Genomic DNA, 21,596 nt, shown 5'->3' on the forward strand with positions numbered 1-21,596 from the left:
TTTCCCGTCACGGGACACTCAAACAGCTATGCACCTTTCTGAACTTAAGGCTATGCACGTTTCAGCTTTGCTGGAAATGGCAATCAGCCTCGATATCGACAATGCGGCCCGCCTGCGCAAGCAGGAACTGATGTTCGCGATCCTGAAAAAACGCGCCAAGGCCGGCGAACAGATTTTCGGCGACGGCGCCCTGGAAGTCCTGCCTGACGGCTTTGGCTTCCTGCGCTCGCCGGACGCCTCCTACATGGCGTCGACCGACGATATTTACATTTCCCCGTCCCAGATCCGCCGCTTCAACTTGCACACCGGCGATTCGATCGAGGGCGAGGTGCGTACCCCGAAGGATGGCGAGCGTTACTTCGCCCTGGTGAAGGTGGACAAGGTCAACGGCGAATCGCCGGAAGCGTCCAAGCACCGCATCCTGTTTGAGAACCTGACCCCGCTGCACCCGAACGTGCCGCTGCGCCTCGAGCGCGACATGACCGGCACCGAGAACATCACCGGCCGCATCATCGACCTGGTGGCGCCGATCGGCAAAGGCCAGCGCGGCCTCTTGGTGGCTTCGCCAAAATCCGGTAAATCGGTGATGCTGCAGCATATCGCGCACGCCATCACCACCAACCACCCGGACGTGACCCTGATCGTGCTGCTGATCGACGAACGTCCTGAAGAGGTTACCGAGATGCAGCGCTCGGTGCGCGGCGAAGTGGTGGCTTCCACCTTCGACGAACCGGCCACCCGCCACGTGCAGGTTGCCGAGATGGTGCTGGAAAAAGCCAAGCGCCTGGTGGAAATGAAGAAGGACGTGGTGATCCTGCTGGACTCGATCACCCGCCTGGCGCGCGCCTACAACACCGTGATCCCGGCGTCGGGCAAGGTGCTGACCGGTGGTGTGGATGCCAATGCGCTGCAGCGTCCGAAGCGCTTCTTCGGCGCCGCCCGTAATGTGGAAGAAGGCGGCTCGCTGACCATCGTCGCCACCGCGCTGATCGAAACCGGTTCGCGCATGGACGATGTGATCTACGAAGAATTCAAGGGCACCGGCAATATGGAGGTGCACCTGGAGCGCCGCCTGGCCGAGAAGCGCGTCTACCCGGCCATCAACCTGAACAAGTCGGGCACCCGCCGCGAGGAACTGCTGATCAAGGCCGACCAGCTGCAGAAGATCTGGATCCTGCGCAAGCTGTTGTACTCGATGGACGAGATCGAGGCGATGGAGTTCATTCTCGACAAGATGCGCGCCACCAAGAACAATGGCGAGTTCTTCGAGATGATGCGGCGCGGCGGCTGATCCACCAAAACCGGTAAACCGGGGTCTGACCCGCAGGGTCAGACCCCGTACGGTCTCACGGCCGGGGGCAACCCTAATCCCCGGCTTTTGCACACCTGGGGTCCGACCCTTGGGTCGTACCCCGCCTTACCGGGTTTGATGTATAATCGCGAGTTCCGTTAAACCCTGGCAAGTGATCGGCAATCGGGTCGAGAGGCAGTAAGGACCGACGAAGTGCTGTTTGGCTACCAACATTGAGAGAAAAGCATGAAAGCTGATACCCATCCAGATTACCGCGAAGTCCTGTTCCACGACGTGTCCTGCGACTTCAAGTTCATCACCCGCTCGACCATCCAGACCCGCGACACCGCGACCCACGAAGGTAAAGAGTACCCACTGGTGAAGATCGAGGTTTCCTCCGAATCGCACCCATTCTTCACCGGCCAGCACAAGATCGTCGACACCGCCGGTCGCGTGGAAAAGTTCCGCCAGAAGTTCGGCAAAGTCGGTTCCAAGACCGCAGTTGCAAACGGCTAATCCCCGTCGCAGCGAAAAAAAGGCAGCCGCGGCTGCCTTTTTTCTTTTTACCCGTCATACTCCAGCTTTCCAAAGAATAAGCCCTGACCGATGAAGCCAGTCCGTCTTCCCGCCGCCGCCACCCGCACCCTGCCCCGCTGGGCGTTTTTCGCCCTGGGCTTGCTGTACATCCTGCCGGGCCTGATCGGGCGTGAACCATGGAAGAACGATGACGCGGCCAGCTTCGGCGTGATGTGGACCATGGCGCATGGCGCCTGGCAAGACTGGCTGTGGCCGAACATCGCCGGCCTGTCGGTGACCGATGAAGGGCCGCTGGCGTTCTGGCTCGGGGCGCTGGGCATCAAGCTGTTCGGCTGGGCCATCGGCGACGTGCTGGGCGCGCGCGTGGCCACCCTGGGCGTGTTTTTGCTGGGCGTGATGGCGGTCTGGTATGCCACCTTCAACCTGGGCCGGCGCCCGGAAGCGCAGCCGCTGCGCCTGGCCTTCGGCGGCCAGCCCGAGCCCAACGATTTCGGCCGCACCCTGGCCGATGCGGCCGTGCTGATCTACCTCGGCTGCCTGGGCTTGCTGGTGCACAGCCACGAGACCACGGCCGAACCGCTGCAGGTCTCGCTGCTGGCGCTCACCCTGTACCGCAGCGTGCGCTACATGGAACTGCCTTCGCTGCGCAATGCCGCCCTGGCCGGCCTGGCGCTGGGCCTGCTGACCCTGACGCGCGGCTGGGTGGTGCCGGCCGCCCTGGTGGTCGCCCTGTTTGCCTGCACCCGCTTCCTGGCCATGCCGGCCGCCCGTTCGCTGCGCGACCTGGCCTTTGCCGTGGCGGTGGCTGCCGGCGTGACCGCCGTGTGGGCCGTGCCCGCCCTGCTGACCCGGCCTTACGGCCAGGCGCCGCTGGCTGCCTGGATGGCCTGGAACGAGGCCCAGTTGACGGTGGCCGGCTTCGAAGGCTTGCGCACCTTCTTGCGCGTCGGGGTCTGGTTCTTCTGGCCGGCCTGGCCGTTTGCCGCCTGGGCCGTGTGGGCCTGGCGGCGCCAGAGCAACCTGCTGCACATCGTGGTGCCGACCACCTTCGTCACGGTAGCCACCCTCCTGGTGCTGATCAACCCGGCCCCCGAGCAGGGTCACCTGCTGATGCTGCTGCCGCCCTTGGCCATCATGGCCGCCTTCGGCCTGCTGACCATGAAGCGCGGCGCCATCAACGCCATCGACTGGTTCAGCGTAATGGTGCTGACCCTGTGCGCCGCCGTGCTGTGGATTTTCTATTACGCCCAGCTGACCGGCTGGCCGGCCAAGCCGGCGCATAATGTGCTCAAGCTCTTGCCGGGCTTCACGCCGGAAGTGAGCTGGCTGTCGCTGCTGGTCGGCCTGTGCGCCAGCGCCGGCTGGTTCGTGCTGGTGCACTGGCGCCTGTCGCGCCGCCCGGCCGTGCTGTGGCGCGCCGTGGTGCTGTCGTCCGGCGGCCTGATCCTGATCTGGATCCTGCTGATGACGCTGTTCCTGCCGCATGTGAACTACAGCAAGAGCTACGCCAGCGTGGCGCGCGAGGCGGCGGCAGTGCTGCCGCCCGGCACCGATTGCGTGCAGAGCAACGTCACCCCGGCCCAGCGCGCCTCCTTCGCCTTCTTCGGCAAGATGCCGTTCAACGGCGTCGAACAGCGCCGCTGCGAAGTGATGCTGTTGCAAGATAGCATCAAATCTCGTGCCTACCAGCAACAACCGGGCGCCGAGTGGGAACAGCTCTGGGAAGGGCGCCGCGCCTCGGACCGCAGCGAGCGTTTCCGCCTGTTCAAGCGCCGCACGGTTCAAGCCAACTGATTGTCCGCCGGCCCGCCTCCCTGCTATCCTGTGGTTGAGGATAGCAAAGAGGTAGGCATGGTATCAGGGCTGGCGATTCTGACAATGTTGATGGGAACTGCCGCGGCGCTGGCAGCCCCGCCCCTCGTGATCACCGCCGAGCATTCGCCGCCGGCCAGCATGAAGGTCGGCGACCAAGTGGTCGGGCGCGAGGGCGAAAAAATCCGCGAAATGCTGGCCCGCAGCGGCTATGCCTACACCATCGACGTGCTGCCGTGGAAGCGCGCCTTCACCATGGCGCAGCGCGATCCCTACACCTGCGTGTATTCCACTTCGCGCACCCCGGAACGCGAAAAACAGTTCAAATGGGTCGGCCCCACCGATGAAGCGGAATGGGTGCTGATGGGGCGCGCCGGCCGCAAATACGATGTGCACAGCCTGGACGATGCGCGCAAGCTGCGCATCGGCACCTATCACGGCGACGCGCGCGACGAATTCCTGCGCGCCCGCGGCTTCGAAGTCGATGGCGCGCCGGACAACGCTTCCAACCCGAAGAAGCTCATGCTCGACCGCATCGACCTGTGGGCGGTCGGCGTGCGCAACAACGACCTCAGCGCCCTGGCGCAGTTTGCCGCGCCGGAAGCGCTGGTGCCGGTCCTGACTTTCCATCACGTGAAGGTCTACCTGGCTTGCAACCCGAGCGTGCCGGACGCCATGATTGGCCGCATGAATGCAGCGCTGGATGCCATGCGCAAGGACGGCACGTTTGCAAGATTGGAAAAGAAATACGATCAGTGGCAAGCCGGCAAATAACTTGTCGATTATTACTGTTGCGCAACTAAAGTTTTTTTGAGGCGTGGCGAACGCGTGCTTGGATTACGCGCTATAGTCACCATATGTGGAATGTTGCCGTACGGCATTCCTGACAACACTGGGGCCAGCCGAGGCATACGCCGCCGGCCATAGGCCCACCACAAAACCTTGCGTTTGAATGGCCTATGTTCAATATCTACAAGCTCCAACTCGCCCTCAAGAACCCCCTGGTGCGCATCACCCTGGTGCTGCTGGCTACCGCCGCCCTCGCCTTTGCGCTGCTGCGCGGCGACGTGGCGCAGGATGCCGCGCCGGTGCTGCGCTCGCAGAACATCGGTGAAATCACGGCCCTGGTGGCCCAGCGCGACAAGCTGGACTACCTGCTGATCGCCCGCCCGCTGGCCGATTCGCCGCGCTATGTCTACAAGTTCAAGGGCGACGCCACCCTGCACGTGGTGGTGGTGCCCAGCACCTCGCACCAGAGCCTGGAGCGCGAAGTCCTGCTGCGCAATAACATCCCTTACGCCATTGCGAAAGAAGACTACCTGGCCGCCCACAAGGGTGTGCTGCTGGACGACGGCGGCCAGTGGGCCAGCGTGCAAGCTTTCCTCAAGCGCCATGCTTTCGACATCTTCGTGGTGGGCCTGGTGCTGTTCGTGCTGAAGTGGGGCGTGCCGGGCATGGGCATGAACGCGTCGGTGATCACGCCCGACCAGCTCAAGGGGTCGATGGACGACCTGATCGGCATGGAAGACATCAAGCAGGAAGTGCTGCACCTGGAAGACATGATCCGCAACCGCGAAGTCTACAAGCAGCACAATATCGACAAGCCCTTCAACGTGATGCTGACCGGCCCGGCCGGCACCGGCAAGACCAAGCTGGCCGGCTACCTGGCCAAGCGCCTGGGCTATCCGCTGATCCAGGCTTCCGGTTCGGCGCTGGAATCGGGCTACGTCGGCGGCGGCTCGAAAGCCCTGAATGCGCTGTACAAGAAGGCTTGCGCGCGCGGCAACTGCATCATCTTCCTGGACGAGGCGCAGGCGCTGTTCATGCCGCGCGGCCGCGGCGAGAAGAAATGGGAAGACGATACCGCGAATACCCTGCTGGGCTTGCTGGACGGCGTGAAGAGCGAACAGGGCCAGGGCGTGATCTGGATCGTGGCGTCCAACTTCGACGATGCCTCGACCGCGATGGATGAAGCCATGCTGCGCCGCTTCAGCGTGAAGATCAACTTCCGCCTGCCGAACAAGGGCGAGCGCCGCGCGCTGCTGGAATCGTTCCTGAAGCGCAAGCAAGATGGCCTGGTGGACTGGAACGCCATGGACCTGGACCAGGTGGCGGAAATCACCGCCAACCTCAGCCCGGCCCTGCTGGAAACCGTGGTCGACCGCGCCTCCATGATCTCGATCCAGGAAAAATGCGTGATCAATACCGACCTGATGTTCCGCGCCTTCGAACGCGCCACCATCGGCCTGACCGACCGCGCCACCACGGCCGAGAAGACCCGCCAGCGCGAGCGCATCGCCCTGCACGAGCTGGGCCACTTCTTCATGCAGATCGACCCTTACCTGCGCGCCGGCATGCCGCTGGCCGAGGTGAAGGAAAAATCGCACCTGCTGAAGATTTCCACCGAAGCGGTGTCGAAGATGAACGCGCTGGGCTATGTGCTGTCGGCCGGCGACGACATGTCGCTGCGCACGCTGGAAGAGATGGAGCGCGACGTCATGCAGCTGTACGGCGGCGTGGCGGCGGAAGAATTGTTCTACGGCGCGCGCGGCATTTCCGTGGGCAGCCAGAACGATATCGAGAAGGCCACCAAGATGCTCAACATGATGGTCAACCGCCTGTCGATGTATTCGCGCTCCAAGCTCGATTACAGCCAGTTGCGCGGCGAGACCGGCGACGAGCACACCCTGGTGCAGGTGGAAGCCAAGGCGGACGAGTTGTACAGCACCACACTGGCCGCCATGCGCGACTATCGCGCGGTGATGGAATCCATCAAGGATGACCTGATGGAGCGCTATGTGCTGTCGAAGGATGCCATCTTCGCGCTGCTGGAGGAGCGCCTCGATCCGGCGCCCCTGCAGCAGGCAGCGTAAGCCGCGTCAGCGCGAAGCGATGACTGTGATATTGCGTTCGCCCGGGGCGGCAGCCAGCGACAGTTTCTCGAAGTTGCGGATGGCGACATCCGCGCCGTCGCTGCTGAATTCGACGCGCGTCCCGGCAGCGGTCACCAGCGCACCCGGCGCGACCGCGAACATCTCGGTCTTCGGCTGATCGTCCCCCGCCAGGGCGGAAGCGCTGCACAACAAGGCGAGCGACCGACATCGGCAGGCGCGCGTCCCGTGGAATAGAACGCATGCTGCGCGGACGAACTGCAATCATGGCCTGGAGGACTTGCCGTCAGTGCGACATGGCAGTCCGGGGCGCGCCCTGGCCCGAATCTGGGAGGACGCCCGGGGCCGTGGCGGCTGGGTGCACCCGCATCGGCAGTCCAAACCTGGTGCCCTGCGCTGCGGCCGGTAGGCTGGGCGCCGTGGGAGCAAGCTTGCGGCGGCCCCTGTGGCGACCGCCCTGTCTCTTCGACTTGGTCCATCCTACGCCCCGCTGTTTCCCTTGGAAAGCTGGCCGGGCGCTCATTTTTTTCCATTTGGACACCGCAGCCCATAGCTTAAATATTTGCTGCAGGGTTGCCGCGCGGTGGCAAATCGGTAATAATGCGTGTCGCGTTAAGTGGCCCGAGTGGTGAAATTGGTAGACGCAGCGGACTCAAAATCCGCCGCCGCAAGGCGTGCCGGTTCGATTCCGGCCTCGGGCACCATCTCTTCTTACTAACGCCTGCTTCCCTATACGCTTCGGCGCACGCCGTGGCATCCGCAAGGCTTCCCGGATTCCAGCTGTTCCCTCCTTTTTTGCTGCAGCACCAGGCGCGCCAGCCAGGCCATCGCCGGGCAGCGGCACCATATCGCGCAAGCGGGACGTATTGCGGCCCGGGCCGGACCGGTCCAGGGTACTGCCGCGTATCGGCGTTCAGGCGTAGCCGTAGCCACGCGCCATGGCGGCGGCGGCAATCGGCAGCAGGGCGAAGAGATGGATCTCGGTCATCAGGGTTTTGCGGACCGCACGGATTTCCACCTCCTCCGGTGCAAAGCCGGCGTCGGCCGACTGCGCCTTGCGCCAGCGCAGGAAGGCGCGGGTCGGCTTGATCGACAGCAGGCCGATGACGGCAAACAGCACCACCTTGGTCCAGAACACGTGGTTGTGGAGGTAGAACGCAGCCCCCTTGGCGCCGAAGAACACGCGCGCAAAGCCGATCGCCACCAGCGACAGCGACATGATGCCGAGCGCGATGTCGTACTTGGCCGCCAGCTGCACGGCCGGCGGCTGCATGCCCGGCCGCACCAGCACCAGCTGGGCCGTGATGGCCGCGGCGATGCCGAAGGCCAGCAGGTGGTGCACTACCGCGAGCAGCAGGTCGACCATCATGGCCGGCCTCCTTAAGCGCGTTCCGACACCGCGTCGACCACGCACAGCGCCGTCATGTTGACGATGCGGCGCACGGTGGCGGACGGGGTCAGGATGTGCACCGGCGCGGCGCAGCCGAGCAGGATCGGGCCGATCGCGATGCCGTTGCCGGCGGTCTTGACCAGGTTGTAGGCGATGTTGGCGGCGTCGATGTTCGGCATCACCAGCAGGTTGGCGTCCTGCTTCAGGGTGGTGTTGGGCAAGAGCTTGTGGCGCAGCTTGGAATCGAGCGCTGTGTCGCCGTGCATTTCGCCGTCCACTTCCAGGTCCGGCGCGCGCTGGCGCACCAGGTCCAGCGCGGCGCGCATCTTCTGCGCCGATTCGCTGTTGGAGGAGCCGAAGTTCGAATGCGACAGCAGCGCCGCGCGCGGCACCAGGCCGAAGCGCTTCATCTCTTCCGAGGCCATGATGGTGATGGCGGCCAGTTCGTTGGCGTTCGGGTTTTCGTTGACGTGGGTGTCCACCAGCGCCAGCTGGCGGTCCTGCAGCACCAGGATATTCATCGCCGCGTAGACGCAGGCGCCCGGGCGGCGGCCCAGCACCTGGTCGATGTAGTGCAGGTGCAGCTGGGTGGTGCCGAAGGTGCCGCAGATCATGCCGTCGGCATCGCCCTTCTTGATCATCATGGCGCCGATCAGCGAATGGCGGCGGCGCATTTCCAGCTTGGCGTATTCCTGCGTCACGCCCTTGCGCGCGGTCAGCTCGTAATAAGCCTTCCAGTAGTCGCGGTAACGCTCGTCGAAGTCCGGATTGATCACGTCGTAGTCGACGCCCTGCTTCAGGCGCAGGCCGAATTTCTGCACGCGCGCATCGAGCACGGCGGGACGGCCGACCAGGATCGGGCGCGCCAGTTTCTCGTCGACCACCACCTGCACCGCGCGCAGGATGCGCTCTTCCTCGCCTTCGGCGTAGACGATGCGCTTCATGTCGGCCGGGGTCTGCTTGGCCACCGCGAACACCGGCTTCATGAAGGTGCCGGAACGGTAGACGAACTGCTGCAGGCTGTCGGCGTAGGCTTCCAGGTCCTTGATCGGACGGGTGGCCACGCCGGAATCGGCCGCCGCCTTGGCCACGGCCGGCGCGATCTTGGTCAGCAGGCGCGGGTCGAACGGCATCGGGATCAGGTATTCCGGGCCGAAGGCCAGGTTGGCGATGCCGTAGGTGGTGGCGACGATGTCCGACTGCTCGGCGTGGGCCAGGTCGGCAATCGCGTGCACCACGGCGATTTCCATTTCGCGGGTGATGGTGCTGGCGCCGCTGTCGAGCGCGCCGCGGAAGATGTACGGGAAGCACAGCACGTTGTTGACCTGGTTCGGGTAGTCCGAACGGCCGGTGCAGATGATGGCGTCGCCGCGCACCGCCTTCACGTCCTCCGGCAGGATTTCCGGATTCGGGTTGGCCAGGGCCAGGATCAGCGGATTCGGCGCCATCTGCTTGACCATGTCCTGCTTCAGCACGCCGCCGGCGGACAGGCCGAGGAAGATGTCGGCGCCTTCGATGCAGTCGGCCAGGGTGCGGTGCGGGGTGTCGCGTGCGAAGCGTTCCTTGTCCGGGTCCATCAGTTCGGTGCGGCCCTTGTAGACCACGCCGGCCAGGTCGGTGACCAGGATGTTTTCGATCGGGAAGCCGAGGTCGACGATCAGGTCCAGGCAGGCCAGGGCCGCCGCGCCGGCGCCGGACACCACCAGCTTGACGTTCTTGATGTCCTTGCCGATGTATTTCAGGCCATTCAGGATGGCGGCGCCGACGATGATGGCGGTGCCGTGCTGGTCGTCATGGAAGACCGGGATCTTCATCTTCTCGCGCAGCTTGCGCTCGATGTAGAAGCACTCCGGCGCCTTGATGTCTTCCAGGTTGATGCCGCCGAAGGTCGGTTCCAGCGAGGCGATGATGTCGACCAGCTTGTCCGGGTCGGACTCGTTGATTTCGATGTCGAACACGTCGATGCCGGCGAACTTCTTGAACAGCACGCCCTTGCCTTCCATCACCGGCTTGGACGCCAGCGGGCCGATATTGCCCAGGCCCAGCACGGCGGTGCCGTTGGAAATGACGGCCACCAGGTTGCCGCGCGCGGTGTATTTATAGGAGTTGGCCGGGTCGATGACGATTTCTTCGCATGGCGCAGCCACGCCCGGCGAATAGGCCAGCGCCAGGTCGCGCTGGTTGGTCAGTTGCTTGGTGGGGGAGACGCTGATTTTGCCTGGCTTGGGGCACTCGTGGTATTCGAGTGCGGCGGCGCGCAGTTGTTGGCGAAGTTCTTCTTTTTTGTCAGATCCCGAATCCATGCTGTACTGCCCCTTCTATCCTATGTCCGAAAGCTTCCGATTCTAGCAGATAGAGGGATTGCTCTAACGTAGGTATTTTTACCAATCCCGAATTTTCATCGGTTTCCATTGCCTTCCGATTAAGAATCGTCTTGCGGCCCGGGATTTTTCTCCCAATCAAGCTAATAAACTGTCGCCCCGGCGACAATGCTGACTTGCGGCACGAGACCTTAAAATCTAGTTGCGCCAAATCGCATTTGCTTGCAATTTTCGGCGAAAGCAACTTTACATATAGCATTTTTCTGCATAGACTGGATTTACTGGCACTTTACGGAAGGAAAATACCATGCGTGATGCAATCTGGCATTCCTGGTCCCGTCTGTCCGGCGTCCTGTTCCCTGCGACTGCCGTCGCCCTCTTCTTCACCCCGCAAGATTCCAGTTATGTTGCCTTGCTTGCCATGGCGGCACTGGCTTCGGGCGGCACCTGGATTTACCTGCGCGACAAGCCAAACTAAGGACGAAGCCCGGCTACCCCGCTAGAATGGCGGGATGCTTTCCGAATTCGACCTGATCAAACAATACTTCGCCCGTCCCTTGCCCGGACGCGCAGCCCTTGGCATCGGCGACGATTGCGCCTTGCTGGGGCCGTCGCCGGGGATGCAGACGGCCGTTTCCTGCGACATGCTGGTCGAGGGCCGGCATTTCTTTGCCGGCGAAGATGCACAGCGCCTTGGCCACAAGAGCCTGGCCGTCAACCTGTCCGACCTGGCCGCGATGGGCGCCCGTCCGGTGGCTTTTACCCTGGCCCTGGCCCTGCCGGCCGCCGAACGCGCCTGGCTGGAAGGTTTCTCGCGCGGCCTGTTCGCGCTGGCCGACCTGCACGGCTGCGAACTGATCGGCGGCGACACCACCAAGGGGCCGCTGAATATCTGCATCACCGTGTTTGGCGAAGTGGCGCCGGGACGCGCCCTGCGTCGCAGCGCTGCCCGTCCCGGCGACGACATTTGGGTATCCGGCACCCTGGGCGATGCGCGCCTGGCCCTGGCCGGCTACCTGGGTGAACTGGCGCTTCCCGCCGAGCAGCTGGCAGCCGCCGGAACGCGCATGCATACGCCGACGCCGCGCGTGGCGCTGGGCGCGCTGCTGGCCGAGCGCAGCCTGGCCCATGCCGCCATCGATATCTCGGACGGGCTGGTGGGCGACCTTGGCCACATCCTCGAGAAGTCGCGGGTGGGCGCCACCCTGAATGCCGACGCGCTGCCGGCCGGCCCGGTGCTGGCGACCCAGCCGCAGGCGCTGCGCCGCGCCTTTACCGCAGCCGGTGGCGACGACTACGAGATCTGTTTCACCGCGCCCGCATCGCGGCGCGAGGCGATCCTCGCCGCCGCCGCAGAATGCGGCACCCCGGTCACCCGCATCGGCCGCATCGAGGACGCTGCCGGCCTGCGCTGGACCGATGCATCCGGCGCCCCGTTGGCACTCGAGCTGTCCAGCTTCGACCACTTCTCCACCTGAACAATGACCTTCCGCGAACATTGCCAACGCCTCGATACCGAAGCGCTGCTGGGGCACCTGCGCCTTGACCTGCGCGACGACGCCAAAGCTGTCGTGATGCAGCTTCTGGCCGCGCGCGGCGTCACGCCCGCCACGATCGAACAGGTACTGGCCGACCAGGCGGCCCGTGATGCCGACGCCTTCGCAGAGTCCGAACGCATGGCCAGCTTGGGCGAGCGCATGCTGGCCTTCGGCATCGACTTCGCGGCCTGGCTGCTGGCGGCCGCCTGCCTGCTGGGGACACGCGACGGGGAAACTGCCGCCCTCCCGGCAAGCAGTTTTGAAGTCCTCAGCTGGACCTATTTGCTGCTGCGCGATGCCGGCCCGGGCCTCAGCCCAGGCAAGCGCCTGCTGGGGCTGCGGGTCGTCCGCGCGTCGGACGAAGGCCCGATATCGTTGCTCAGCTCAATACTGCGCAACGCCACGCATCTGATCTTCATTCTCGATGCTCTGTTCATCCTGGGCGAGCGCCGCAGGCGGCTCGGCGATAAGCTGGCCCGGACTATCGTGCTGCGGGCGGCGGCAGTTGGCGCAAGTATTCCCCCGGCGGCTTGCCCACCAGCGCAGCAAAATCCTTGATGAAGTGGGCCTGGTCGTAATAGCCCAGGCTGAGCGCGAGCTGGGCCAGCGCCGGGGCGGTGCCGGCCTGCAGCCGGGCCACGGCTTCGTGCATGCGATAGCGCTTGATCACCCATTTCGGCCCGACGCCAACGTATTGCTGGAACATGCGCTGCAGGGCGCGCTTGTTGATGCCCGCCTGTTCGGCCAACGCGTCCACCGTCAGCAGCGCCGGATTGCCTGCCACGGCAGCCACCAGCGCTGCGGCGCGGCCTGCGTCTTCATCCGCCCGGGGCAGGCGTGCCAGGAGAAAAGCTTCCGCCAGGGCAGCCATCGCAGAGGGCGCCGCATCGGCGGACGTTGCGCAGGCGCGCAGCTGCTGCGTCAGCTGTTCGCCGCCGGCGCCGAACAGCTGCGCCAGCGCGACACGCCGGTCGGACAGTTCCGCGACTGCGCGGCCAAAGAAGGGACGAAAACCGCCCGGCCTGAACTTGATGCCGAACGCGAAGCCCTGTCCCGCAAGCAGCTTGGTGTAGCGCGCCGTATGCACGCCGTACACGCCGTCCGTATCATTCTCGATCACCAGGTGCACATTGGGATGCGGCAGCGTTTCCTGCTGCTGCGGTGGATGGCCCTGCATGTCCCAGCCGACGAACCAGTAATGCTCGACCCATTCCGCCAGCGCGGCGCTGGGCGCCATGCGTTCATGGCAGAATGAGCCCACCTTGATATGCGGCACCAGGATGCCGCGCGGCTCAGTTTCGATTTGTCGCGTTTTTCCAATCATCAGGCGATGGAGACTACCATAATGGCGGCCATGAAAACACTGATCCCCCTACTATTCGCATTCGCCGCCGCTGCGGCCAATGCAGGAGACAAGCCCATGCAAATCGAAGGCACGTTCGACGTCAAACTCACGCCGCAGCCGGCGGTGGAAGGCCAGCCCTGGGGCCGGCAAGCCATTGCCAAGACATTCCACGGTCCGCTCGATGGCACCAGCAAGGGCGAGATGCTGGCCGTCATGACTGCCGTGAAAGGCTCGGCCGGCTATGTCGCGCTGGAACAGGTCAGCGCCACGCTGGAGGGCCGCAAAGGCAGCTTCTTCCTGCAGCACTCCGGCCTGATGAACAAGGGCACGCCGACGCTGAACGTCAGCGTCGTCCCCGACTCCGCCACCGGCGAACTGGCCGGCCTGCAAGGCACGATGACCATCGATGTGACCGGCGGCCAGCACCGCTACACTTTCAGCTACCAGCTGCCACCGCGCTGACCGGCCTGTCGCCTCTCCCTGTGCGCAAAGCTGGCAGGTGTCTCAAGCAATGGCAGCAACATGATGTCATGAAGTGGTCACAAGCAGCGACTATTATCCTGCCTGTCTCCACATTCATACCACTCCCGTGAATGTTTTCCAGCCGCCCCCATCGTGGGCGGCATTTTTTTATCCGGTGAGCGCGGTATGGTCTTCGCCCGGTTCCCCGGCGCGGCGGCCGCTGCCGTGCATCAGCCAGTAGTGGTGGAAGGCCAGGCGGATATTGTCGCGCAGCTGGGTGTCGTCCCACGGCTTGGTGTAGAAGCGGTAGATCGCGCCGCGGTTGATCGAGTCGAGCACCGCTTCCAGCCCGGTGTAGCCGGACAGGATGATGCGGATCGTGTCCGGGTACATTTCCTTGACCTTGGCCAGGAATTCGGTGCCGCTCAGGATCGGCATGCGCTGGTCGCACACGATCACCTGCACCGGATACAGCGCCAGCAGGTCGAAACCTTCGGCCGGCGACTCCGCCGTCAGGATGCGGTAGCCGTCGCGGCGGAACAGGCGGTGCAGCGAGGACAGCACGTTGACGTCGTCGTCCACCAGCAGCAGGGTTTGCGGCGGCTCGGCCGCCACATTGGGGTCGGGCGGCAGGCTCTTGCCCGATTCGGCCAGCGCGCCCATCTCCGGCGCGGCCAACGGACGGCTGAAGAAGTAGCCCTGGATTTCGTCGCAGCGGTTGCGGCGCAGGTATTCCAGCTGCGGCCGCGTCTCCACGCCTTCCGCAATCACGCGCAGCTTGAGGCTGTGCGCCATGCTGATGATGGCCAGCGCAATCGCGGCATCGTTGGGATTGGTCGTGATATCGCGCACGAAGGCGATGTCGATCTTCAGCTTGTCGATCGGGAAGCGCTGCAGGTAGGCCAGCGAGGAATAGCCGGTGCCGAAATCGTCGATCGCCACCTTGATGCCCAGTTGCTTGAGCGCCGTCAGCACCTGGATGGTGCGCTCGGCATTGGACATCAAGGCCGTTTCGGTCAATTCCAGCTCCAGCAGTTCGGGCGGCACATTGTGCCGTTCCAGCGCCTGCCGCACGTCGTTTTCCAGGTCGCCCTCGACGAACTGGCGGCTGGCCACGTTCACGGCCACGTGCACGCCGCCAACCGGCGTGCGCAGCCAGGTCGCGATCTGGCGGCAGGCGGCATCGATGATCCAGCTGCCGACGCGCACGATCAGGCCCGTCTCTTCCAGTACGCCGACGAATTCCGCCGGATAGACCAGGCCATAGCCCGGCCGGTTCCAGCGCAGCAGAGCCTCCGCGCCGCTGATGCGGCCCGCGGTCAGGTTGACCTTGGGCTGGTAGTGCAGCTCCAGTTCGTTGTTGTCCAGTGCGCGCCGCAGCGCCATCTCCAGGTCGAGGCGCGCCAGCACCTGCACGTTCATGCCGGCGGTGAAAAAGCGGTAGCCGTCGCCGCCGGCCTCCTTGGCGCGCTCCATGGCGGTGTTGGCATACTTGACCAGCGTCTCCGGATCGTTGGCGTCGTCCGGGTACATGGCGATGCCGATGGAGGCGGTCAGCGTGGCCTGGTGATCGTCCAGCTCGAAGGGCGAGCGCAGGGCATCGCGCACTTCGTTTGCCACCAGGACCGCGTCCTGCTGGTCGCGCGTCATGGTCAGGATCAGCGCGAACTCGTCGCCGCCCAGGCGGCCCACCGTATCGCGCAAGCGCACGCATTGCACCAGGCGGTTGGAAAATTCGTGCAGCAACTGGTCGCCCATGGCGGCGCCCATCGAGTCGTTGACCTTGCGGAAGCGGTCCAGGCCGATGAACAGCACCACGATGCGCCATTCCTTGTCCTGCGCCAGCTCGATCGATTCGCCGAGGGTCTGGAAGAACAGGGTGCGGTTGGGCAGGCCGGTCAGGCGATCGTAATGCGCCATGTGGCGCAGGCGCTCTTCGGCCAGGCGCCGTTCGGTGATGTCGCGCGCCACGCAGATCAGGGTGCGGTGTGCCGACTCTCCTTCGCTTTGCAGCAGCCAGTAGACTTCCACGGGCACCGTGGCGCCATCGCCGCGCTGCAGTTCGATTTCCATCAACTCCGGCGCGCGGTGCGGCGCCGCCTTCGCCTGGCCGGCGCGCTCGGCCTGCGCCGACAGTGCTTCGCGCCCGCCCAGGCCCAGGCGGGCCGGATCCAGCGACAGCAGTTGCGCGCGCGGATGGCCCAGCATGCGGCAGGCGCCTTCGTTGACGTCCACCAGCGCCAGTGTATTGGTGTCGATCAGGAAGATGGCGTCGGCGGTGGCGTCCATCGCGCTGCGAAAGCGCTGCAGGTCGGCCGTGCGGGCGCGCACGGTCTGCTCCAGCACCTCGTTGTAGTCGCGCGCCTGCTGGTGCAGCAGGCGCACTTCCAGCATATTGTTGATGCGCGTGAGCACCTCGACCGGGTCGAAAGGCTTGCTGACGAAGTCGCGCGCGCCGGCATCGAGCGCCGGCAGCTTCTGGTCCGGCTGCGCCGTCACCACCAGCACCGGCAGGTATTCCGGCTCCAGCGGCTTGAGCGCCTCCATCACGTCGAAGCCGCTCATGCCGGGCATGTGCAGGTCGAGGATGATCAGGTCGTAGCGGTGCTCTTCGTGCCAAGGCGCCACCATGCGCGGGTCGGTGGTGGAGCTGACGTTCACGTAGCCGCTGGTCTGCAGCAGGTATTCCAGCAACTGCACATTGACCGGCTGGTCGTCCACTATCAGGACTTTGGCGTTCAGGATATCGTCGCGGCTGATCACTTGGACGTACTCCCTTCTTCCTCCCTGCGTGCCAGGAAGGCCATGGTGCTGTTGATCGCTTCCGTGAACTCGTCGATGTTGATCGGCTTGATCAGGTAGCGGAAGAAGCCTGCCGCCAGGCCTTTTTCCACGTCGCGCGGCATGGCATTGGCGGTCAGGGCGATGACGGGGATGTGCGCGGTGCGGGGATCGCTGGCCAGCAGCTTGACGGCGTCGATGCCGTTCAGGCCCGGCAGGTTGATGTCCATCAGGATGATGTCCGGCTGGTGGGCGCGCGCCAGCTCGATGCCAAGGTGGCCGTCCGGCGCCGAAATCAGTTTCAGGTCGGGGCGGAAGCTGATGATCTCTTCCACCAGCTTGAGGTTGGCCGGGTTGTCTTCCACATACAGGATCATGGCCGGCTCGCCTTCCGCGTGGCGCTGTTGCTGGGGCGGCCGCTCGGCATTGGGGTCGATGCGCGACGGCGTCGGCTCGGTCGATTCCAGCTCGATCCAGAACATGCTGCCCACGCCCTGGCTGCTGGTCACGCCGATGGTTCCGCCCATCAGCTCCACCAGGCGCTTGGTCACCACCAGGCCGATGCCGGTGCCCTCCTCCGCCCCGCTTTCCTGGCCCAGGCGGTTGAAGGGCTGGAACAGCTGCTTGACCTGCTCCGGCCTGAGCCCCATCCCGGTATCCTGCACCGAGACCCGCAGCAGGCTGGTGCCGCTCGGGCTGCAGTCGACCACCACGGCGCCGCCATCGCGGTTGTACTTGATCGCGTTGGACAACAGGTTGAGCACGATCTGCTTCAGGCGGGTGCGGTCGGCCGTGACATGGGAGGTGCAGCCGTCCGGGAACAGCAGGCGGATGCCGCGCGCGCTTGCCAGCGGCGCCACCATGCCTTCGCACTCGTGCAGGATTTCGTTGAGCGCCACCGGTTCCAGCGACAGCGCCACGGCGCCCGACTCGATCTTGGCCAGGTCGAGGATCTCATTGATCAGGGTCAGCAGGTGGCGTCCGGATTTCAGGATGTGGTTGGCAAATTCGCGTTTCTGCACCAGCGTGGAAGGCAGTTTTTCCGAGGTCAGGATTTGCGCGAAGCCGAGGATGGCGTTCAGCGGCGTGCGCAGTTCATGGCTCATGGAGGAGAGGAAGGCCGACTTGGCCTGGTTGGCGCTCTTTGCCTCCTGCATTGCCATGGCCAGCTCGCTGTTGGCCTGCTCCAGCTGCAGGGTGCGTTCGTGCACGCGCTGCTCCAGTTCCTCGTTCAGGCGCATGACTTCCTGCTGCGCCTTGCTGCGCTGTTCCGCCTCGCGCGCGATTTCGCTGTTCGAGGTTTCCAGCTCGCGCGTGCGGCTTTCGATCTCGCCCAGCATCTTGTTGAAGGCATCGGCCAGCTCGGCCACCTCGTCGTTGCTGGTACCCGGCGCACGGCGCGAATAGTCGCCGGTCGCCATCACCTCGCGCGCGACGTCGGCAATCGCCAGCACCGGCTGCGTGACGACCTTGTTCAGGGGCCGCATCAGCAGGTAGGCAATGCCCATCGCCAGGAAGGTGGCGACGATGGCAATCATCATGTAGTCGCCGAAGCGCCCCAGGAGTTCATAGTCCGACTGCAGGTAGACGGTGCCCAGCAATTCGCCGTTGTCGCGGATGCGGCGGAACAGCATCATCTTGCCGTCCTCGAAAGCCACGCCCTCGGCCTGCGGCGCAGCCGGCACGCTGATATCGATGCCCGGCGCCACATAGGTAGCGAACAGCTGGCCGCGCGCGTTGTAGATGGCGCCGGCATTGACCTTGGGCCGCAGGCGCAGCAGGGCCAGGTTCTCCTTGGCCAGCCGCGGATCGTCGAACGTCAGCGCCGGCGCGCTCATATGCCCAAGCAGCTCGGCCTGGGTCGTCATGTCGGAACTGAGGGACTGGTGGTAGGCGCGCAAGTCGTACGCGATGATGGTGCCGAGCGACACCAGCAGGGCCGCCAGCGTGACCAGCATCACCACGCCAAGCAGCTTTTGCGGCAGGGAGCGGCGGCGCGTCATCATCCCGCCACCTGCTGCACGCGAAGGGCGGCCGACAGCATGCGCGCGCTGATCTTCAGGCGCGCTACGGCCGCGTGTTTCAGGGAGACTTCAAAACGCAGCCTTTCGTCGGCGATGACGAAATTGATCATGCTGCCCATGCCGAAAGTCTCGTCGCCATCGGTGACGGTCAGCACCGGCTGGCCGCGGCTGGCGGCCAGCAGCTCCTGCGCCAGCGCCCTCTCCTGCGCCGGGATGAACAGGATGTGGACGCCGGCCAGGCTGTCGCCGCGCTTGATGCGCCTGACCTGCAGCGGCCGGCCGTTGGCCGTATGGCCGGCAACCGTCTGTTCCAGTTGCTCGGCCAGCGGGTCGGCGCCGGCAACGCCGATCACGATTGGCGCATCCGGGCGCGCAAAGCTGCCCTCGGGCCATTCAACGAAGCCGGCAAACTTGTACAGGTAGGCAGCCTTGACCTGGCGCTCCAGGCTGGAGCCGGATTGGGCATGGGCGCACAGGGGCAGCAGCGCAGCCAATAGCAGCGCAACCCAGAAAACGGGACATCTTCCTTGGAGAGTCCTCACCACCGTGCCTCGCGAACAGGGGATTTGGGGCATTCTATCGCTGAGTACCCGACAGCGGCGCAATTATTGGTTTATCGCACCACAAAAGCCTTCCCCGGCTTGCAAGTTAGTCGTGACGCCACATTATTGCGGTGCAGCGTGGTCAATCTGCACAGCAGCGCGCTAGAATGGGTTCAAACGCTTTTGTTTGCTAAAGGAGCCACAAGTGAGTACAGACATCAACGAACTGGCCGCCCAGGTGGGTAAGGCCTTGCAAGACAAAGGCTTGCTGTTGGCAACCGCGGAATCGTGCACCGGTGGCGGCATCTCCACGGCAATCACGGACATTGCCGGCTCCACCGGCTGGTTCGATTGCGGCTTTGTCTGCTATTCGAACGCATCTAAGACCGAAATGCTGGAAGTACCGGCCGCCATGATGGCGCAATTCGGTTCCGTCAGCGAAGAAGTGGCAGCCGCCATGGCGCAAGGCGCGCTGGGCTCCAGCAATGCGCATGTGGCGGTATCGGTCACCGGCATTGCCGGCCCCACCGGCGCGGTGCCGGGCAAGCCGGTCGGCACGGTCTGTTTTGGCTGGGCCAACGCCGATACCGTGCACACCGAACGGCTGGTGTTCTCCGGCGACCGCCAGGCGGTGCGCGCGCAGACCATCGAGCATTCGCTGAAAGGCCTGCTGCGCTTTATTAACTAGTTGAGCAAGCGGCTGCGGCGCTCCGCTGCAGCCGGTTCGAACAGGGTCAGGCCGGCGATGGCGCGGCTGATCGCCACGTACAGGTAGCGCCGTTCTTCGGCGTATTCATCGCCATTACGGGTGGCGCGCGGGAACTGGCCTTCTTCCATATACGGCAGCAGCACCTGCTGCCACTCCCTTCCCTTTGCCGACTGCACCGTGGCCAGCGCCAGCGTCTTACTCGCTGTACCGCGTGCCGCAGGCTTGCCGCGCGTTGCCACCTGGCGGCGGCGCAGTTCTTCGAGGAAGGCCGGCGCCTTGGCATCGCCCTGGCGCTGGGCAAAATCAAGGAAGGCGCGCAGGGTGCGCAGCACGGAGTCGGCGTGGGCGCGCTTGACGAAAGTGCGGCGGGTAGCGGCCGGCAGGTCGAGGCCCGTGCTGGCCAGTTCCAGCAATTGCGCAGCGCTGGCCGTCGGGGCCTGCGCCTTCAACTGCTCCAGCACGGCGGCCAGGCGCTGCTTCCAGCGCCGCGTGGCGCCGCTGTCGTAAGGCTGTTCGGCGCACAGCAGGCCGCTGAACATGAATTCCAGGGTTTCCGGGTCGCGCACCACGGCGTCCTTCTGCTGCTGGTAGGCGTCGCCAGAGCCGTACATGGCGTGGCTGGCCTCGTAGTCGCGGCGATCGCCCGACACGGCGAAATAGGTTTGCAGGCCGTCGACCATCAGCTCGCAGCTTTCCTTGTCCGCCTTCAGCGTGCTGTAGTCGCCGCTGGCCACGTGCAGCAGGGCGCGCAGGGCCATGATCTCGGGGCGCTTGAGGTAGGAGGCGAAGCCGTCGCAGTTGTAGGGCAGGCCGGCGTCCAGCAAGGCGTTTTCGATTTCCACGCTCTGGTCCACTTCACGCAGGATGATGGCCAGGTCGGGGCCGAGCGCCAGCTCTTTCGCCTTGGCGACGACAGCCCGGGCGCAAGCTTGCGGATCGGCGTGCTCATATTCGACGTGGCGCACTTCCGAGTAGGTGTCCGGGTGCGATTCGAAGCCGCATTTCGGCAAGGCGCGTTCCAGCAGTTTTTTCAGCGACACGCCGCAGCGGCGCGACTGCGACAGCGGCAGGCGTTCCGCGTCCGGGAAGGCCAGCTCGAAGCCGCCGCCCGAAAAGCGCGGGTCGGCGCCGCGTTCGGCGTTGATCACCTGGTGGCGGTCGCCCACCACCACCAGCCGCGCGTTGCGGCGGAACAGTTGCAGCAACTCGAATTCGGCGGCATTCACGTCGTGCCATTCGTCGACCAGCAGCAAGTCGGCCTGCGGCATGTCGTGCACGGCTTCCTGAAAGCGGCGCAGGATGGACACCAGGTCGGTCGCGTAATCGACCGGCGCCTGCCACAGGATATGCCCGGCCTGCGGCTGGCGGCGGCGCTCGAACTCGTGGAATATCTCCACGATCTCGCGGTCTTCCAGCTGGAACTCATTGCACAATTCGTCGAAAGTGAAGTCGTCGAAGACCTCATCCTCGAAGCGCAAGGTGGCCAGGGTCGCCTTCATCTGCGCCAGCAATTGCAGCATCATTTCCACGCGCTGGGTGCTGCGCTCGAAATCGAAATCGAATTCCGTATAGCGGCCCTCGTGGCGCTGCCAGACCGTGTTGGCGGCTGCCACCAGCATGGGGCGCATCTGCTCCAGGCTGGACCAGCGCTCGGGCAGGTCCAGCCAGTTGCCGTGCTCCGCGATGCGCGTGAGCTGCGAGCGCGCCAGCGCTTCCACCGTCAGCACCTGCACCTTGCGCTCCGGGCATTCCAGCGCCAGCTTCTCGTAAAAGCGCTGGCGCGCCCCTTCCGAGAAACACAGGCCCAACACGACGCCCGGTTCCTGTGCCGCCAGCATGGCCAGCGTGGTAGTCTTGCCTGTCCCTGCGCGGGCCTCGATCATCAAGGTCCGGGCGCGGGACTTCAGGATCGCTTCCTGCTCGCTGGATGGTGAAACTCGCATGCCTGTTCAA

At 64.7% G+C, this 21,596-nt stretch carries 18 protein-coding genes and 1 tRNA gene; 11 read left to right on the plus strand and 8 right to left on the minus strand.

Features of this window, described 5'->3' with window-relative positions:
* Positions 1-28: 28 nt before the first annotated feature.
* The 5 genes from rho to ACN9MU_RS28940 all read left to right on the plus strand — a co-directional run bounded on the left by rho (position 29) and on the right by ACN9MU_RS28940 (position 6,513).
* Positions 29-1,291, plus strand: a complete 1,263-nt coding sequence (gene rho / locus ACN9MU_RS28920) for a transcription termination factor Rho (RefSeq protein ID WP_130310289.1) — start codon at positions 29-31, stop codon at positions 1,289-1,291.
* Between the two features lie 246 nt (positions 1,292-1,537).
* Positions 1,538-1,807 carry a type B 50S ribosomal protein L31 gene (locus tag ACN9MU_RS28925; protein WP_130310288.1) on the plus strand — a complete coding sequence of 90 codons (270 nt, stop codon included), beginning with the start codon at positions 1,538-1,540 and terminating at the stop codon, positions 1,805-1,807.
* Positions 1,808-1,897: 90 nt separating this feature from the next.
* Positions 1,898-3,622: an ArnT family glycosyltransferase gene (locus ACN9MU_RS28930; RefSeq protein WP_426336485.1), complete on the plus strand. Its 1,725-nt coding sequence runs from the start codon at positions 1,898-1,900 to the stop codon at positions 3,620-3,622.
* Positions 3,623-3,706: 84 nt separating this feature from the next.
* Positions 3,707-4,414: a substrate-binding periplasmic protein gene (locus tag ACN9MU_RS28935; RefSeq protein WP_426165235.1), complete on the plus strand. Its 708-nt coding sequence runs from the start codon at positions 3,707-3,709 to the stop codon at positions 4,412-4,414.
* A gap of 185 nt (positions 4,415-4,599) precedes the next feature.
* The gene (locus ACN9MU_RS28940; protein WP_426165237.1) at positions 4,600-6,513 is read left to right on the plus strand and encodes an AAA family ATPase; all 1,914 of its coding nucleotides are present in this window, start codon (positions 4,600-4,602) and stop codon (positions 6,511-6,513) included.
* Positions 6,514-6,519: 6 nt separating this feature from the next.
* Here the strand turns inward: ACN9MU_RS28940 and ACN9MU_RS28945 are convergent, their stop codons facing one another.
* A complete protein-coding gene (locus ACN9MU_RS28945) occupies positions 6,520-6,675 on the minus strand; it encodes a hypothetical protein (protein ID WP_426165239.1) in 156 nt (51 codons plus the stop codon).
* Between the two features lie 475 nt (positions 6,676-7,150).
* Between ACN9MU_RS28945 and ACN9MU_RS28950 the strand changes: the two genes are divergently transcribed.
* Positions 7,151-7,235: transfer RNA gene (locus ACN9MU_RS28950), tRNA-Leu, on the plus strand.
* A 209-nt stretch (positions 7,236-7,444) separates the two neighbouring features.
* On the opposite strand, the gene ACN9MU_RS28955 is transcribed toward ACN9MU_RS28950, so the two are convergent.
* The gene (locus tag ACN9MU_RS28955; RefSeq protein WP_426319374.1) at positions 7,445-7,900 is read right to left on the minus strand and encodes a DUF2214 family protein; all 456 of its coding nucleotides are present in this window, start codon (positions 7,898-7,900) and stop codon (positions 7,445-7,447) included.
* Between the two features lie 11 nt (positions 7,901-7,911).
* Positions 7,912-10,224: an NADP-dependent malic enzyme gene (locus ACN9MU_RS28960; protein WP_426319375.1), complete on the minus strand. Its 2,313-nt coding sequence runs from the start codon at positions 10,222-10,224 to the stop codon at positions 7,912-7,914.
* A 325-nt stretch (positions 10,225-10,549) separates the two neighbouring features.
* On the opposite strand from ACN9MU_RS28960, the gene ACN9MU_RS28965 reads away from it, so the two are divergent.
* Genes ACN9MU_RS28965 through ACN9MU_RS28975 form a run of 3 tightly spaced genes read left to right on the plus strand, consistent with a single transcriptional unit; the run spans position 10,550 to position 12,338 of the window.
* Positions 10,550-10,720 carry a hypothetical protein gene (locus ACN9MU_RS28965; RefSeq protein ID WP_426165245.1) on the plus strand — a complete coding sequence of 57 codons (171 nt, stop codon included), beginning with the start codon at positions 10,550-10,552 and terminating at the stop codon, positions 10,718-10,720.
* A 34-nt stretch (positions 10,721-10,754) separates the two neighbouring features.
* Positions 10,755-11,720, plus strand: a complete 966-nt coding sequence (gene thiL, locus ACN9MU_RS28970) for a thiamine-phosphate kinase (protein ID WP_426319376.1) — start codon at positions 10,755-10,757, stop codon at positions 11,718-11,720.
* A 3-nt stretch (positions 11,721-11,723) separates the two neighbouring features.
* Positions 11,724-12,338 (plus strand): RDD family protein, encoded by a 615-nt coding sequence (locus ACN9MU_RS28975; RefSeq protein WP_426319377.1) that lies wholly within the window; start codon positions 11,724-11,726, stop codon positions 12,336-12,338.
* Here ACN9MU_RS28975 and ACN9MU_RS28980 read toward each other — a convergent pair.
* Positions 12,262-13,104, minus strand: coding sequence for an AraC family transcriptional regulator (locus ACN9MU_RS28980; protein ID WP_426343817.1), 843 nt, complete (start codon positions 13,102-13,104; stop codon positions 12,262-12,264). The two genes, ACN9MU_RS28975 and ACN9MU_RS28980, sit on opposite strands and share 77 nt — an antisense overlap.
* A gap of 96 nt (positions 13,105-13,200) precedes the next feature.
* Here ACN9MU_RS28980 and ACN9MU_RS28985 point away from each other — a divergent pair, with 96 nt between their 5' ends.
* On the plus strand, positions 13,201-13,587 hold the full coding sequence (locus ACN9MU_RS28985) for a DUF3224 domain-containing protein (protein ID WP_426165253.1): 387 nt from the start codon (positions 13,201-13,203) through the stop codon (positions 13,585-13,587).
* A gap of 168 nt (positions 13,588-13,755) precedes the next feature.
* On the opposite strand, the gene ACN9MU_RS28990 is transcribed toward ACN9MU_RS28985, so the two are convergent.
* Genes ACN9MU_RS28990 through ACN9MU_RS29000 form a run of 3 tightly spaced genes read right to left on the minus strand, consistent with a single transcriptional unit; the run spans position 13,756 to position 18,886 of the window.
* Positions 13,756-16,350, minus strand: a complete 2,595-nt coding sequence (locus tag ACN9MU_RS28990; protein WP_426343818.1) for an EAL domain-containing protein — start codon at positions 16,348-16,350, stop codon at positions 13,756-13,758.
* Complete coding sequence (locus tag ACN9MU_RS28995; protein WP_426165257.1) at positions 16,347-18,374, minus strand: ATP-binding protein; 2,028 nt, start codon at positions 18,372-18,374, stop codon at positions 16,347-16,349. The genes ACN9MU_RS28990 and ACN9MU_RS28995 overlap by 4 nt, the downstream gene beginning before the upstream one ends.
* On the minus strand, positions 18,371-18,886 hold the full coding sequence (locus tag ACN9MU_RS29000; RefSeq protein WP_426165259.1) for a YfiR family protein: 516 nt from the start codon (positions 18,884-18,886) through the stop codon (positions 18,371-18,373). Before ACN9MU_RS29000 ends, ACN9MU_RS28995 begins: the two co-directional genes overlap by 4 nt.
* Before the next feature lie 253 nt (positions 18,887-19,139).
* Between ACN9MU_RS29000 and ACN9MU_RS29005 the strand changes: the two genes are divergently transcribed.
* Positions 19,140-19,622 carry a CinA family protein gene (locus tag ACN9MU_RS29005; RefSeq protein WP_426165261.1) on the plus strand — a complete coding sequence of 161 codons (483 nt, stop codon included), beginning with the start codon at positions 19,140-19,142 and terminating at the stop codon, positions 19,620-19,622.
* On the opposite strand, the gene ACN9MU_RS29010 is transcribed toward ACN9MU_RS29005, so the two are convergent.
* Positions 19,619-21,586 (minus strand): 3'-5' exonuclease, encoded by a 1,968-nt coding sequence (locus ACN9MU_RS29010; protein WP_426319380.1) that lies wholly within the window; start codon positions 21,584-21,586, stop codon positions 19,619-19,621. The genes ACN9MU_RS29005 and ACN9MU_RS29010 overlap by 4 nt on opposite strands.
* Between the last annotated feature and the right edge of the window lie 10 nt (positions 21,587-21,596).

It is taken from the genome of Pseudoduganella sp. R-32 (assembly GCF_049913245.1).
Classification (GTDB): domain Bacteria; phylum Pseudomonadota; class Gammaproteobacteria; order Burkholderiales; family Burkholderiaceae_D; genus Rugamonas.

Coding starts and splice junctions, on each gene's coding strand:
- rho (WP_130310289.1), top strand. CDS start 29: ATGCACCTTTCTGAACTTAAGGCTATGCACGTTTCAGCTTTGCTGGAA.
- ACN9MU_RS28925 (WP_130310288.1), top strand. CDS start 1,538: ATGAAAGCTGATACCCATCCAGATTACCGCGAAGTCCTGTTCCACGAC.
- ACN9MU_RS28930 (WP_426336485.1), top strand. CDS start 1,898: ATGAAGCCAGTCCGTCTTCCCGCCGCCGCCACCCGCACCCTGCCCCGC.
- ACN9MU_RS28935 (WP_426165235.1), top strand. CDS start 3,707: ATGTTGATGGGAACTGCCGCGGCGCTGGCAGCCCCGCCCCTCGTGATC.
- ACN9MU_RS28940 (WP_426165237.1), top strand. CDS start 4,600: ATGTTCAATATCTACAAGCTCCAACTCGCCCTCAAGAACCCCCTGGTG.
- ACN9MU_RS28945 (WP_426165239.1), bottom strand. CDS start 6,675: ATGTTCGCGGTCGCGCCGGGTGCGCTGGTGACCGCTGCCGGGACGCGC.
- ACN9MU_RS28955 (WP_426319374.1), bottom strand. CDS start 7,900: ATGATGGTCGACCTGCTGCTCGCGGTAGTGCACCACCTGCTGGCCTTC.
- ACN9MU_RS28960 (WP_426319375.1), bottom strand. CDS start 10,224: ATGGATTCGGGATCTGACAAAAAAGAAGAACTTCGCCAACAACTGCGC.
- ACN9MU_RS28965 (WP_426165245.1), top strand. CDS start 10,550: ATGCGTGATGCAATCTGGCATTCCTGGTCCCGTCTGTCCGGCGTCCTG.
- thiL (WP_426319376.1), top strand. CDS start 10,755: ATGCTTTCCGAATTCGACCTGATCAAACAATACTTCGCCCGTCCCTTG.
- ACN9MU_RS28975 (WP_426319377.1), top strand. CDS start 11,724: ATGACCTTCCGCGAACATTGCCAACGCCTCGATACCGAAGCGCTGCTG.
- ACN9MU_RS28980 (WP_426343817.1), bottom strand. CDS start 13,104: ATGATTGGAAAAACGCGACAAATCGAAACTGAGCCGCGCGGCATCCTG.
- ACN9MU_RS28985 (WP_426165253.1), top strand. CDS start 13,201: ATGCAAATCGAAGGCACGTTCGACGTCAAACTCACGCCGCAGCCGGCG.
- ACN9MU_RS28995 (WP_426165257.1), bottom strand. CDS start 18,374: ATGATGACGCGCCGCCGCTCCCTGCCGCAAAAGCTGCTTGGCGTGGTG.
- ACN9MU_RS29010 (WP_426319380.1), bottom strand. CDS start 21,586: ATGCGAGTTTCACCATCCAGCGAGCAGGAAGCGATCCTGAAGTCCCGC.